The sequence below is a fragment of the Spirochaetota bacterium genome (assembly GCA_004297825.1).
Lineage (GTDB): Bacteria > Spirochaetota > UBA4802 > UBA4802 > UBA5368 > FW300-bin19.
The window spans coordinates 1-14,114 of the sequence record SCSX01000095.1; the positions used below are offsets into that span (position 1 = coordinate 1).

Genomic DNA, 14,114 nt, shown 5'->3' on the forward strand with positions numbered 1-14,114 from the left:
GATTCCACTTCCCAGGGGCTTTCTATTCCCAATAAATGATTGTAAAATTCTTCCAGAGTCTCTTTCATATCTTCAGTATCGTCATTTTGTCAGTTTTCCACACGGTTTCCTGAAGCGCCATTAATTCAAACCCGTTTATAAGCTGCAGGTTTCCTGTTGACATATCGGTCCCCACCCCCCATGCTCGCGATGAGACAGCGGCGCAGCCCCCATGCGCCGCATGGAGGCTGCGATGGCTACTGCCGGCCTGATACTCGGAATGCTGGCTTTCTTCGGAACGATGGTGGGCTGCATCCCCTTCCTGGGCTGGCTCAACTGGTTTAACGTGCTGATAGGCTGCTTCGGGCTCATGTTCTCGGGTCTCGCAAACTCGAGGAGCCGTCCCGAACAGAACGGCACGGCGATCGCGGGCATCGTCCTCTCGCTCCTGGCGATCGTCCTGGGGACCCTCCGGCTCAAGCTGGGGTGCGGTATTATCTGACCCCCAATGCAGGTTAAGTAGGCATTATATTTTATGGTTGACAATACGCATGTTTAGCCTTACCTGTGCATCAGGGTAAAGCTGTGTTTGAATCGGTAACTTTTAAGAAGGGTTCATACATCGTGCTGGAAGGGCAGGCGGAGCTCGACCGGTTTTATATCCTTAAAACCGGGTCCGCCGAACGCTGCATATCCAGGTTTTTCCTGAACAACAGCGCAATCCGCGAATGCCGTATGCTTGAGCCCGGGGATTTATTCGGGGTCATCTCCTTCCTGTCCAAGCGCCCCAGGATGGAATCGGTACTCGCCCTGAACGACACGGTCGTGTATGTGGTACAAAAGGATATTTTCGGGAAATTCATCCAGGACCATACCGATCTGGCGCTCAAGATCATCCGGTATTTCAGCAAACAACTGCGGCATTACGATTCCATCGCCGCGAGCCTGAGCTCGAAATCGCCCCCGGAAATACTCATCCCGCAGAATATCGAAAACCTCTATACCACCGGGAATTATTACTGGGGAAAAAAGAAATACCACATGGCAGGATACGCATTCGCCCGTTACCTCGAGTACGGGGCGGTGGGCCGGCGGGCCGAAAGGGCGAAAGGCCTGCTCGCCAAGATCCGTTCCTCGAAAACGGGAATGTTTCCCCTGGAGCCTAAAAAGAGCGATCACCTCCGTTCCTACATGACCAATCAGCCCATATTCATGGAGGGAGAGCACGGCGAGGAGCTGTACGTGATCCAGTCGGGAAGCGTCCGGATCACAAAGGTGCATAACGGCCAGGAAATCCTGCTGAACGTCCTTCCCTTGGGGGAGATATTCGGGGAAATGGCACTCATCGAGAATAAGACCAGGAATTCCAACGCCGTCGCCGCCGATGACGTCAAGCTGCTGGCGATAAACCGGGACAACTTCGAATACATAGTTCAAAATTATCCCGCCATGGTGATCCGGATATTCGAAATCCTTGCCGAAAGGCTCTGGCTGGTGTACTACCAGATCGCCAACCTCTTCCTTACCGATCCCGAGATCAAGATATACGACGCCCTGCACATCCAGATATTAAAGCACCGCATTCAGGTATCGAAGAATGTTCCGTGTACCCTGCACTTTACGGTTAAGGACATTTTGAAATTTACCGGGATGGACGACGAAGAAGGGGAAGCGGCGATCGCGTCGATACTGGAAAACAATTCCAATATCTACATCAACCCCGACGGGAAAATATGCTGCATGGACGTATCCGATATCATTCAAAGGCTCAATGTCATCAAGCGTGATTCGGAAGTCGAAAAAAACATACTTTCCAGCGAATATTCAACCCTGCTGCACAAGGACGCCAAGTAAAAAGGCAGCACCCATCCTCCATTTATCGTTGCCGGAAAAACCCTTGACAATTCGGTCAAGAGGGCTTCTTTTGTCGGTTATCCGTCATATTCGGCCTGGTTGTTCTTTATAACCATCTCCGGCCTTCTTCCCGGGAATCTCTCCGGGGCCCGGGAAATTCGATACCGTTAACCGGCACAGGCATGAATTTTGTGCCGGGCGCAGAAATACATTCGCCAGGATAAACAAGGATCTCGCCATGAGTAAACACCTGCGGCTCCCCCTTCTCATCCTCGTGCTCACGCTTATCGGTTCCGCGTCCGCTATGGGCGCCGTGAAAACCATCTACATCAAGCCCTTCACGGTCACCGGCGAAGCGGGCGCGGCGGGGTTCGGCGCGCCGGCCCTGGGCGCCACCCTGGGCAACGATGTACGCGATTACATGTCCGAGGAAATCGTTAAGGACGCGGCCTATATCCTCACCTCCGACGACGAGGTGAAAAAGGTGGCCGAACAGGCCGCGCTCCGCATGACCGTCGAGGGCTGCGCGGACGACGAGTGTATCAAGGAGCTTATGAAGGCGATCGACGCCGATCTCATCATTTTCGGGAGCGTGAAGAAGGGCAAGGAGTCCATCACCATCTCCGCCAAGCTCCTGGAGCGCGTGCGCAGCGACGACAAGAGCTACATCCGGATCAAGTCCTCGAAGGTGCTCACCGTGCAGCGCGAGCGCTACGTGGAGAACGCCTCCAAGGCGCTCGCGCAGTACCTGCTCGGGGCCAAGGATTCCACCATCAAGGATTTCAACAAGTACGTCGCGCGCAAGGAGAGGGAGATCCGGAAATCGCGCGAACGGCACGAAAGCAACCTCAACTCGATCGAAGACGATTACGAGAGCCGGTGGGCCTGCCTGCGCAACTCGCCGCTCCTGCGCGTGGGGTACGGCGGCTTCTCCGTGGGAGGTTTCAACACGGTCTCCACGTTCGACAAGACCCTGAACGACTACTACACCGGCTCGCAAATGTTCTTCGCGGACCTGTTCATCTACCGCTCCAAGGACATCGTGGGCGACGGGGTGGACATCTACGCCAGGGTGTTCCAGCGCAAATTCACCGCGGACAGTTCCGCGTACGGGAAAATCCAGGCGCAGACGGGCGATTTCGACGACACCCTGGGAAAATACGATCCCATCCCCCAGAGCGGGCTCCAGATAATGAACCAGGGCGCGGACCTGGGCATGCGCTTCGTGGGGAGTACGTATTTCTTCAACCAGGCATGGTCGGCCTACCTGTCCTTCGCCTTCCGCATAATGAAGGTCGAGGAATCGTACAAGAGCGGCGGCGTCACGTACGAGAAGGATCTCATGGGCCGCGGACTGGTGGGAGGCATAGGGATAGAGGTTACGCTGAACCGGTACCTGGGACTGTTCACGGAGCTCTCCGCCGGCTACACGGCGACCGGGGGCGACAAGAAGAACCTTGACGGCCGGCAGATACTCTTTGGCGTCACCCTGCGGACCGACCACGTTTCGGGTTCGTTTTTAGGGCTGTAAGGGCGCGGGAAGCAGCTACATACAGGAGCGGACAAGCACATGGCAACCAGAACTCATACATTGACGATTCCGGCCTTACTCTTCGCGGCGCTCTTCTTCATGGCCGTCCTGCCGGGCGGCGCATGGGCGCGCAGCGAGAAGCTCGTCTACATTCAGGACTTCGCGATCGAGGAGGGATTCCCCGCGAACGATCCGGTGGGCAGGGACATCAAGAACCTGCTCGTGGAGGTCTTCCAGGCGAAGACCAGCTACGAGATAACCGAGGACCAGACCGTGGAGGCCGCCCTGGAAGAGGAGCAGCGCGCACAGGGGATCAACAAGTGCTCCGACGAAAACTGCATACGCGCCCTCATGGAAAGGATCGATTCCGAGCTCATGGTCTACGGGCGCGTCAAGAAGGCCGAGGGGAGCTATCACATAACGGCGAAGATGCTGGACCGGTCCTCGGGAGTCGCGCGGCTTTCCCGCATCCGCACCCTCAAGTTCAAGTACGACGACATGTTCGAGCGCGCGATCCGCGCGCTGGGGCTCTACCTGGTCACCGGCGACAACGACGCCATCGACCAGTTCCTGGAGAAGGTGCACGACCGCGAGGAGAACGAGGCGCTCATACTCAAGAGCAGCGAGCTTGAAAACAAGATGCAGGAGAAGCGGCTCGAGGCCGAGAAAAAGGTCCGCGAGGCCGCGGCCGAGTGGCGCCGGAGCATGCTCGCCCGCTCGCCGCAGCTCAGGGTCGGGTATGGGGCGGTCGTGACCACGCGCGAGCCGGATTTCGACAAGTATTATACCGATCGCAGCGCCTATTTCGTGGACTGGATCATCCGTATGAACTCGAGTATCGAGGCCGTGCCCAAGTACGACATGTACTACCGGCTGTTCTACAAGAGCATGCGCATGAGCGATTCCGCCGTCCAGGGCGGAACCATGTTCGAGGACCCGGTGACCCGCGGCAAGGCGGATATATACGGCATCGACTGGGGGCTCAGGATACGCTGGAGCGGCTATTTCATGATGACCTCGTTCGATTTCTACGTCCTGGGCGCCGTGCGGGGACAGTACTACCGCGAGCAGGCTCCCGATCCGCTCAACAACAAGGAAACGCTCAAGGTCGAGTTCTACTCGTTCGGGGGCTACGGCGGCGCGGGGATCGAGATCGCCTTTTTCAGGAACCTGGGCTTCTTCGTCGAGTTCAACACGGGCTACACCCCCGTGGGCGATTCCAAGGCCAACCTCGAGGGGAACCAGCTCTACTGCGGCGTAACCCTCCGGAGCGATTATACCACAATGGCCGGATGCATGTGAGTATTCTAATACCGAGGACAACTATGAAAACGATGAAATTATTCTTCCTGGCGCTCCTGCTCACCTGCATGGCCGGGTGTTCTTACGACATGTCGGACGTAATAGGCGACCACGAATCCAATGTGCTCGACCCTTCAAAGGGTTTTGATTCACAGGGGACCGATGCGCTGGTGTATGGAAAGGTGACCTGTGTGGGCGCTATTGATGCAGGTGCAACTGTTACCGTTCATGATGATGGCGGCACACTGGGAGAGCCTGTCATGACAGACGCCAACGGAATGTACGGCGTGCGTTTTAACGTCGTAGCGTTCGCTTATAATGTTCAGATCGATGTTTCGGGGACCTGTAGCGTGTTAAATGAACCTGTCTCCAGCATGATCGATGAAGGGGAATCCGTCAGAAAAGACGTGGTGCTACCGTGAAGACTGGTGCGGCTGTTTAACACACCGATCACAACTGATGCACATGTTCCCAATGCCCCGCGTTCCGCGGGGCGTTTCTCATCTCCAGGCCCCCATTATCGCCCCCATAGTAGAAGGCGCGGATTCGAATCCGCGCCTTCTACGACGCTCAATCCGCGTTGACATGCATGCGCGGTCTGGCTAAACTTAAAACCCTGAACCGCGACCGTGGAGACACATTATCGAAAAACGAAGGAGGGACCGTAGATGCACGCGAGCTGGATGGAAATGCGAACCGCACTGGCCCGCGGCAGGGCCGTCTGCGTCGCATGCGGCGCGGGCGCGCGTGATCCCGGGCTCCTGGAACGCGCGACTGCGATGCTGAACAAAGCAGAGGCCGCGCGTCTTGGCGGAATCCGTTCCAGGGACAAGCGCGAGGAGTTTCTGCTCTCGCGGCTCATGGTGAAAACGGTTGCGGGGGCGCTTTTCGAAGTCGACCGTCGCGGGGTTTCCCTTGTCGCGACCCGCGGCGCGCCCCCCAGCCTGGCCGGCACGGGGACGCCGGAAATTCACGCAAGCCTTTCCCACTGCCCCGGCGCCTTCGCCCTGGCGCTGACGCGTGAACATCCTCCGGGGGTCGATATCGAGCCCGAAGGGAGGGTGCGCCTCTCGATCGCCCGGCGATTCTTTCCACCGCGGGAATACATGCGGCTCGCCGCGCACAAGGACCCGGTAACCGACGCAACTGCGCACTGGACGCTCAAAGAAGCGTACGCGAAGGCCGCCGGCATCCCGCTTATGGCCGCAATGCGTGCGGTGAGCTTCTGTCATGAAGGGGGCGTCTACCGGATCGAGGATTCCGGTACATCAAAAGGCGGCGATTGGTCGTTCGAGAGCGTCCGGGTGTTAGGGGGATTTCGACTCTCCATCGCGATCTCCGGGGGCGGGGGGGCCAATATACTGGAATTCGAGGAACCGGCGCTCCTGCTCGGAAGTCGCCACGGATGCATTAATTAAATGCCGGGGGCTTGTCTACACGAGGTCTTCCGGCTCTGCATCGCCCACGGCATCGGCAGCTTTTTCTTCTGCCGGTTCTTCTTTTACAAGCTCCTCCTTCGCCGGTTCTTCCCGCTGTGCCAATCCCGCGCTTTCCAGGAACTCGTCATAGTTCACCTCGGAGAGCGGATCGAGCTCCTTGATCTGGCACCCGATCTTGATGATCTTGTTTTCAAGAATCGCGATATTGCGTACGGACGCTATGCATGTAGCCTTCTTGTTGCCGGGCAGAATAATGTCGAAGACGACCTGGCTCCCTTCGCGGAAATAGCGGATGAACCTGCGCTCCTTGAAAACGATTCCCACCCCTCCCTTCGAAAGGTCGGATACCAGGAACTTCTCCTCGGGAACAGGAAATAGCTTCGACCGCGTGAACACCTCGTCCACGCGCGTCGCGATGCGTTTCACAAGGCTCATGTGAGCTTCCGATAAACGCGCGGTATGATTCGCCTGAATATAGCCGTACGGCAGACGGGCCTTGTAGAGCACCGGGACCGCCAGTTCGGATATGATGTCCTTCTTGTTGGAAAGCGCGTAGTCCTTCGCGAATATTGTGTTGATATAGGTGTTGTACACGCTCTCATTACCCACGGATTCTTTTTTCCCGATCTCCGGGATCAGGTAGGGGACCTTGTTCTCCATGAAGTGCTTCATGCGGACATCGGTCGTGCCCTCGCTGCAGAAATAGAGCTTCACGAACTTGAACTGCTTCTCGAGGTCGGCGCGCACGGCGTCCCGCACCTTGTCGACCTTCTTGTTTTCCATGGCGAGCGAGTTCTGGACGATGAAGTCCGAGACGATGTTCGTAACACGGATAACGGACTTGGCGCCCTCGGTGAACCCCGTCGATTTACGGTCCTCGCGCCGGGCGGCGTTGATGATCTGCATCTTGAGCGGGAAGAAGGTATAGACCTCCTCCTCCTGTTTTTCCACCAGCTTCAGGCTCGCATAAATGGTGTATCCCTCGCTGCGGGTGAAGATGAGGCAGCTGTCATACATATTTTTAACGAAGGGGATTCTCAGCGCGATCTGCCCCTGCGTGTATCCGTAGAAATGGATCTTTAAATCTCCGCTTTTCGTCTTGAGATAGACCTCCCTCCGCATGAAGAACTTGTAAAAGATCTTTTCCTGCTGGGACGCGTCTGTAATGGTGCGGATTTCGTCGGCCATCTATATCTCGTCCGCGATGTTCCTGGCCATCTCCGTGAGGTCGTTGATGTCGTGCTCAAGTTTTTTGGCCTGGAATATCCGGTTCTCCTCTTTCGCCTTGTAATACTTTTTAATGAGCATATCGATGGTTCGCCTCATCTCCTCGATTTCCGTATCCGGGGCCGGGGTCACCCCGGCGCCGTAGGCGGCGACGCTGCCCTTCATCGACTCCACGTCCACTATCTCGCCCCACCGCGGGACGTACGCCTCGAACCCAAAGCGCTCGCGCACCGTTGCGGCGAATGCGAGCGATGCCGTTTCTTCCCCGTGGACCACGAACACCCTCAGCTTGTCGTTCTTTATTGCGCCCATCCAGTCCAACAGGCCGTCCCTGTCCGCGTGCGCCGAAAACCCGCCCAGGGTATGCACCTTCGCGCGTACCGCCACGTCCTCGCCGAAAATGCGCACGCGCTTCTCCCCGTCCACGAGCCGCCTGCCCAGGGTGCCCTCCGCCTGGTAGCCCACGAAAACAACGCAGGACTCCGGCCGGTAGAGGTTGTTCATGAGGTGGTACTTTATCCTCCCCGCGGTGCACATGCCCGAAGCGGATATTATGATGGCGCCCTTCGCCTCGTCGTTCAGGCGCTTCGATTCCTCCGTGGACCTGGTAAAATGGAGCCCGGGGAAATCGAGGGGATTCTCGCCCGACAGTATGATCTTGATCGCGTCCTGGTCGAACATGTGCTCGTTCTTTTTGAAAATCTCCGTCGCGGAGATCGCGAGCGGGGAATCGATATACACCGGGATGGGGGGAAGCTCGCCGGCCTTGAAGAGACGCGCGAGGGTGTAGATGATTTCCTGGGTGCGCTCGATTGCGAACGAGGGGATGACGATATTGCCCTGCTTGTTGTAGGAATCCAGGATCACCTTCTTGAACTCGGCATAGGTGTCTTCCCTGCTCTTGTGAAGCCTGTCACCGTAGGTGGATTCGATAAATAAAATATCGGCGTCGTTCACGGTCTCGGGATCGCGGATTATCGCCTGGTCCTTCGAGCCCACGTCGCCCGAGAAGACGATCTTCACGGTTTTACCCTTCTCCTCGACCCACATCTCGATAAACGAAGAGCCCAGGATGTGTCCCGCGTCGCGGAAGCGCGCCCTGAATCCCGGCAGCACCTCAAACTCTGCGCCGTAGGACTGCGGCTTGAAGTACTTGAGTGATTCCTGCGCGTCCTCGACGGAATACAGGGCGGCCACGGGGTCCCGGCCCATCTTCCGCTGGCGCCTGTTCGTCCATTCGATGTCCATCTCCTGCACGTGCGCGCTGTCGGGGAGCATTATGGTGCACAGGTCCGTGGTCGCGTCCGTCGCGAAGATGGAATTCTTGTAGCCTTCCTTCACGATCTTGGGGATGAGCCCGCTGTGATCGATGTGGGCGTGCGTGAGAAGCATCGCGTCGATCGCGGGGGGATCGTAGATCAGGTTAAGGTGGTTTCTTTCCTTTATCTCGGGACGTCCCTGGAACATGCCGCAGTCCACCATGACGGTGCTGGTCCCGTTTTTCACGATATACGATGAACCGGTGACCGTGCGCGCCCCACCCACGAACTCTATCTGCATGGCGTTCTCCTTTTCCGTTGATGGCCCGGTGGCCATTCCCCTGTAGAGACGCGATAAATCGCGTCTCTACAGGTACCGGGGGACGGCTACGGTACGATGCTCCCGTCCACCAGGGTGATGGTCCGTTCGGTCATGGAGGCGATCTCGCGGTCGTGCGTCACCACCACGATCGTGGTTCCGCGTTCCCTCCCCAGGTCGAACAAAATCTGCGTGAGGCGGCGCGAGTTCTCGCGGTCCAGGCTGCCGGTGGGCTCGTCGGCGAGGATGATGTCGGGTCCCCCCACGATCGCGCGCGCGACGGCGATCCTCTGGCTCTCACCGCCGGAAAGCTCGGCGGGCTTGTGGTGCGCGCGATCCCGCATGCCGAACCGGTCGATCACCTCGAGAGCCCGCGCCCGCGCCTCGCGCCTGCGCGTCCGCCGGATGAAGAGCGGCATCATCACGTTTTCAAGCGCGGTGAACTCCGGCAGGAGGTTGTGAAGCTGGAAGATGAATCCCATATGCCGGTTGCGAAAGCTTGAAAGGTCTTCCACCGAGAGCCCGGTCACGTCGCGGCCCATGATGGAAATGCGCCCTCCCTGGAAGGAATCCAGGCAGCCCACCAGGTTCAGGAGCGTTGACTTGCCCGCGCCCGAAGGGCCCACGACGGAGAGTATCTCCCCGCGCCGGATTGAGAGCGATACTCCCTTGAGCACGCGCAGCGCGCTGTGACCGTAGCCGTAAACCTTCTCAAGCCCGTCCACCGATATTGCGATGTCATCCATGGGGTTCACCCCGTTATCACTCATAGCGTATCGTCTCTACCGGTCTCATGCGCGAAGCCTGCCACGAGGGGAATATCGCGGCGACCGTCGAAAGGAATACGGCGAACGCGGCTATCATCACCACAAATTCGGGCTTTATCTGCGTCGGAATGGTGTCTATGTAATACACGTTCTGCGGCACGAGCGATATGTCGAACCACATGCCGATATCGAACACCTTGTATATCCATGCCATAAGGCCGTTAATGACGCCCTCGATCCATCGGACGATCGACTCGAGGTTGAGGGAGGTCGCGAGTCCGCACAGGACGCCCACGAGCGAGCCTATGAAACCAATGAGAAAACCCTCCATCACGAAAATGACCATGATGGAGATGGGCCTGGCGCCCATGGATTTGAGCACCCCGATGGCCCTGCGCTTCTCCATGACCACCATCACGAGCGTGCCCATTATGGTGAATCCCGACGCGATGATGACAAGAAAAAGAATAATGGTCATAATGAGCTTTTCGAGCTTGAGCGCGTAAAAGAGGTTCTGGTTGCGCTGCTCCGCCGTGAGCACCTGGTATTCGAAGCTCACGACGTTCTGGAGGCGGCGCGCGAGCTCGTCAAGGCGGTAGATGTCGTCAACCTTGACCCCGATCCCGTAGACCACGTCGCCCATCTCGTAGAGGGCCTGGCACATGGGCAGCGACATGATGATGAGCCTGGTATCGAAATCGTAGTATCCGGTCTTGAAGAAACCCGCCACCCGAAAGCTCCCGATCCCGGGGGTGAGCCCCGTCGTGGCCGCGAGCCTCCCCTTGGGAACGATCACCTCGATCACGTCACCTATCTTCACCGCGTAATTCATGGCCATTTCGGTGCCGATATAGACCTCGTCGATCGCGTCGAGCTTCTTCTTGCCCTCGGTGATGAACTTGGTCACATCGGGGGGCATGGCCTCCACGGAACCCATTCCCCGTACGAGCACAGGCGCTATGAAGGTGCGAAAGCGCAGCAGGCCCTGTCCCTGGAGGTAGGGAATGGCCGATTTGACCCCCTTGACGGTACCGATACGCTTCATGACGGCGTTGTAGTTGGGGATACCGTCGCCCCCGTCTATGCCGTACGGGGCCACCGTGATGTGCGAATCGACGTCCAGGATCTTGTCCTTGATCTGGCTCTGGAAACCGGTCATGACCGATATCACTACAATAAGGATGAACACCCCCAGGAATACGATAAACATGGAAAGCACCGTATTGAAGGAGATGAATCCCTGGCTCTTTTTCGCCTTGAGGTATCTGAATCCGATAAAAAATTCGTATAAGTTCATTTCTTTCCCGTCGGGCCCCCGCCGCCGGAGCCGGCGATCGTGAAAGAATAGCCGTGCGACTTATTTTGTCAATAGATATTGCACCGCGGTCACCGGGGGGCCGGCGGGGATCCTTCCCGGCAAGTAAAAAAAAATTAATTTTATTTGACAGAAACCGAGTTTCAGGATATGAATTTTAGGTTTATCAGCATGCGGGATGCCTTTACGGATCTCTGTCCGCCGCTCAAATGCGCTGCTTACAGCCATCTCGGGGGAGCATCCACTGACGCACCGCTGCATCTTATTATTCAAGGAGTTTCAACATGCCTAAAGGTGTTGTGAAATGGTTCAACGACAAGAAAGGGTTCGGTTTCATCAGGAAGGAAGACGGAAGCGATGTATTCGTGCATTATTCCGGGATCCAGAGCGACGGTTTCAGGACACTGTCCGAGGGCGACAACGTGGAGTTCGAGGTGGAGAACGGCGATAAGGGGCCCCGAGCGGTCTCGGTGAAGGTTATATAACGGCTGCACTTGCACTTTTATTATCGAAGGAGAGTGACCATGCCACTCTCCTTTTTTATTCAAACGAACGCCCGCGCTATTGCGGGACCAGGTAGGTTATTTTCTTCCCGGGGATATCGAAAATCTCCATGACGGGCCCCTTCCGGAGCCGTTTTTCCTTGATAAACTCGTCAAGCCGGGGATATACGCGAATCACCCCTACGAAAACCGAGAGGACGCCCTTGTAAGGGAATTCCGCCACCAGGCAGTGCGCGCGGGGGTACTCCCTGATCTGGTAGCGCTTCCTTAGCTCGGGTATCTTCGGGTAGTCCGCTTCATCGAGGATGCAGCCCGCGATACTGCGCAGGTTCTCCTTTTTCACATCGCGGGGATCGTCATAATAGAGTCCGAAGCTGCGCGTCGCGGTGATTTTTTCGCTGTCGAGCAGGGAGCCGCAAATTTCGTCCTGGATAAGCGCCGTTCCCCCGTAATCGCCCCTGTGCTCGCGAAAAACGAGCTGGTACGGACCCATGACGCGCTCGTTCACCTCGACCCCGCCGAAAAAGCCCAGGTACGCAAGCGTCCCCACCGAAACGAGCAGTACGGCCGTAGCCGCTATCACCACCGACTTCATTACTTCCCCCGCCGAATACGTCATTACCAGGCAACCAATTAATATGCATCAATTCCCGGATTTGTCCAGCATGAAATAGTACGGATTTGCGGGCGGCCCGCGTCAGTGAAACACGGCACCGCGCCCGACTACGTCGGTGATGACCTTTATCAGGTCGTCGGGTTTGTAGGGCTTGGGGATCGCGGCGATGAATCCGTACCGCCTGGAATTGGTGAGAACCACGTCGTCCAGGTAGCCGCTTGAAACCACCGCCTTGATTTCCGGGTCGATAGACAGGAGGGCGCGAAGCGCCGGCAGGCCCCCCATACCGCCCGGGACGGTCAGGTCCAGGACGACCGCGTCGAAAGATTCTCCCGCGTTTCGTGCCTCCTTATAGAGCTCGATGGCCTCCTCGCCCGACCGCGCGCCCGCGAACCTGAAACCGATCTTGTCAAGAATCGCTTCGGCAAGGTCCAGGATAAGCTCCTCGTCGTCCATGACCAGTATTTTAGGCGCGCGCTTCTTCTCGGGCTTCCCGTCGCTCGCGGGGAGGTAGAAGCTGAAGACGGCGCCGGAGCCGGGACGCGATTCCGCCATGATATGGCCGCCGTGCTTCTTGATGATCGAATGACACACCGACAGCCCCAGGCCCATCCCCCTCTGCATCCCCCGCTCCTTGGTGGAATAATAAGGGTCAAAGATGCGGAGAAGGGTCGTCCGGTCGATCCCGGGACCCGTGTCCTTGAATGTCACCCTGACGTAATGGCCGTCCTCGACCGGCAGGCCCGCCTTCGCGCTGACCCTCGCGTTGCGGGCCGTCACCTCGATGCGCCCGCCCCCGGGCATGGCCTCACGGGCGTTGACGACGATATTCTGGACGACCTGGCGCACCTGGCCCTCGTCGATGTTCACTGGTCTCAGGTCGTCCGCGAGATCGAACCGGCAGACCACGTTGGAGCCCGAAAGCCAGAATTGCACCGAATCCGTGAGCAGCTCGTTTATGTAAACGGTACGCATGGCCGGCACGCTTCCCTTCGCGAAGGTAATCAGCCGCTGGGTCAGCTCCGCGGCGCGCGCGCACGCGGCTTCGGCTTTGTCGAGCAGGCTCTTCGCATTTGCCGGGTCCCCTATCCGCGCCTTCGCCAGCCCGATATTCCCGATAATGCCGGTCAGGAGATTGTTGAAATCGTGAGCAATGCCCCCCGCGAGGATGCCTATCGATTCGAGCTTCTGGGTTTTTAGGTGCTCTTCTTCCAGGAGCTTTCGTTCCGTCACATCCTCGAGCGAAATGATGCATCCCGAGGCCCGGGTTCCGTTCCCCTTAAGAGGAGTTGCGTTGAACACCATGGTTCGTACGCGGCCGTCGGCAAGCTCGACCGTCATCTCCATGCCTCTCACCGGTTCGCCCCGAAGCGCCCTGGCGAAATAGGGCCCAAAGCCGGACGCTTCCCCGCTTCCGGGCGGTTCATCCCCGGAGGGGTTGACACTCAGCGTGAAAAGCGATTCAAAGGGCTGCTGGAGCGGGTTCTTCCCGCAAAGCTCGCGGGCTGTCTTGCTCGCCCGCACGACGGTCCCTTTCCTGTCGACGACCACGACGGTCTCGGCGACTTGCTCCAGGATGCTCAGGGAGAACTGTTCATCCCCGGCCGGCGCATTCTCTTTCTTCCGTTTTGGGGTCAGGGTGTTTGTCGTCTTCTTGTTCATGCGCGCCCGATCCTCGCCTTCCCGATTCGTAGTAATTCCTGACGGCGTGATTCTGGGCTGGTTCCGGTAGAATGTCAAATAGTTAATGACCCCGGGGCGGAATTCACCGCAGGTGTGAATTAATTTTTGGACAGATGCCTTAGTCGGTGCTGATACGGCGGTGTATTTTCCCCTTCGGCGTGTCGCCGGGGTCTCCCCAGTACAATTCCCAGCAAATGACACCATTTTCAATCCTCCGGCCGATGGCATAGTGAGAAAACTTTGCATAGTTATGCCTGTTTTTCTTGCCTTGCAATATTTCGTCCAGATATCGGTCCGTGGCGATCGCCACCAGGTAGGAG

At 57.6% G+C, this 14,114-nt stretch carries 13 protein-coding genes; 7 read left to right on the plus strand and 6 right to left on the minus strand.

The window, feature by feature from the left end; translation table 11 throughout:
- The first annotated feature begins 232 nt into the window (after positions 1-232).
- The 6 genes from EPN93_21540 to EPN93_21565 all read left to right on the plus strand — a co-directional run bounded on the left by EPN93_21540 (position 233) and on the right by EPN93_21565 (position 6,084).
- Entirely contained in the window at positions 233-481 is a 249-nt protein-coding gene (locus EPN93_21540) for a hypothetical protein (GenBank protein ID TAL29399.1), read from the plus strand.
- A gap of 65 nt (positions 482-546) precedes the next feature.
- Positions 547-1,833 carry a cyclic nucleotide-binding domain-containing protein gene (locus EPN93_21545; GenBank protein TAL29400.1) on the plus strand — a complete coding sequence of 429 codons (1,287 nt, stop codon included), beginning with the start codon at positions 547-549 and terminating at the stop codon, positions 1,831-1,833.
- Positions 1,834-2,071: 238 nt separating this feature from the next.
- Positions 2,072-3,364 (plus strand): hypothetical protein, encoded by a 1,293-nt coding sequence (locus tag EPN93_21550; GenBank protein ID TAL29401.1) that lies wholly within the window; start codon positions 2,072-2,074, stop codon positions 3,362-3,364.
- 39 nt (positions 3,365-3,403) lie between these two features.
- The gene (locus EPN93_21555) at positions 3,404-4,666 is read left to right on the plus strand and encodes a hypothetical protein (protein ID TAL29402.1); all 1,263 of its coding nucleotides are present in this window, start codon (positions 3,404-3,406) and stop codon (positions 4,664-4,666) included.
- A gap of 23 nt (positions 4,667-4,689) precedes the next feature.
- Positions 4,690-5,088, plus strand: a complete 399-nt coding sequence (locus EPN93_21560; GenBank protein TAL29403.1) for a carboxypeptidase regulatory-like domain-containing protein — start codon at positions 4,690-4,692, stop codon at positions 5,086-5,088.
- 246 nt (positions 5,089-5,334) lie between these two features.
- Positions 5,335-6,084, plus strand: coding sequence for a 4'-phosphopantetheinyl transferase superfamily protein (locus EPN93_21565; protein TAL29404.1), 750 nt, complete (start codon positions 5,335-5,337; stop codon positions 6,082-6,084).
- A 15-nt stretch (positions 6,085-6,099) separates the two neighbouring features.
- Here EPN93_21565 and EPN93_21570 read toward each other — a convergent pair whose 3' ends face one another.
- The 4 genes from EPN93_21570 to EPN93_21585 are packed head-to-tail and all read right to left on the minus strand — an operon-like array spanning position 6,100 to position 10,974.
- Positions 6,100-7,293: a hypothetical protein gene (locus EPN93_21570; GenBank protein TAL29405.1), complete on the minus strand. Its 1,194-nt coding sequence runs from the start codon at positions 7,291-7,293 to the stop codon at positions 6,100-6,102.
- A complete protein-coding gene (locus EPN93_21575) occupies positions 7,294-8,928 on the minus strand; it encodes an MBL fold metallo-hydrolase (GenBank protein ID TAL29406.1) in 1,635 nt (544 codons plus the stop codon).
- A gap of 50 nt (positions 8,929-8,978) precedes the next feature.
- Positions 8,979-9,656, minus strand: coding sequence for an ABC transporter ATP-binding protein (locus EPN93_21580; protein ID TAL29407.1), 678 nt, complete (start codon positions 9,654-9,656; stop codon positions 8,979-8,981).
- A 16-nt stretch (positions 9,657-9,672) separates the two neighbouring features.
- The gene (locus EPN93_21585; protein TAL29408.1) at positions 9,673-10,974 is read right to left on the minus strand and encodes an ABC transporter permease; all 1,302 of its coding nucleotides are present in this window, start codon (positions 10,972-10,974) and stop codon (positions 9,673-9,675) included.
- 302 nt (positions 10,975-11,276) lie between these two features.
- On the opposite strand from EPN93_21585, the gene EPN93_21590 reads away from it, so the two are divergent.
- Positions 11,277-11,477, plus strand: coding sequence for a cold-shock protein (locus tag EPN93_21590; protein TAL29409.1), 201 nt, complete (start codon positions 11,277-11,279; stop codon positions 11,475-11,477).
- A gap of 76 nt (positions 11,478-11,553) precedes the next feature.
- Here the strand turns inward: EPN93_21590 and EPN93_21595 are convergent, their stop codons facing one another.
- Together EPN93_21595 and EPN93_21600 are read right to left on the minus strand one after the other, a co-directional pair.
- Entirely contained in the window at positions 11,554-12,090 is a 537-nt protein-coding gene (locus EPN93_21595; GenBank protein ID TAL29410.1) for a hypothetical protein, read from the minus strand.
- Positions 12,091-12,192: 102 nt separating this feature from the next.
- A complete protein-coding gene (locus EPN93_21600; protein ID TAL29411.1) occupies positions 12,193-14,040 on the minus strand; it encodes a response regulator in 1,848 nt (615 codons plus the stop codon).
- Positions 14,041-14,114: the final 74 nt, after the last annotated feature.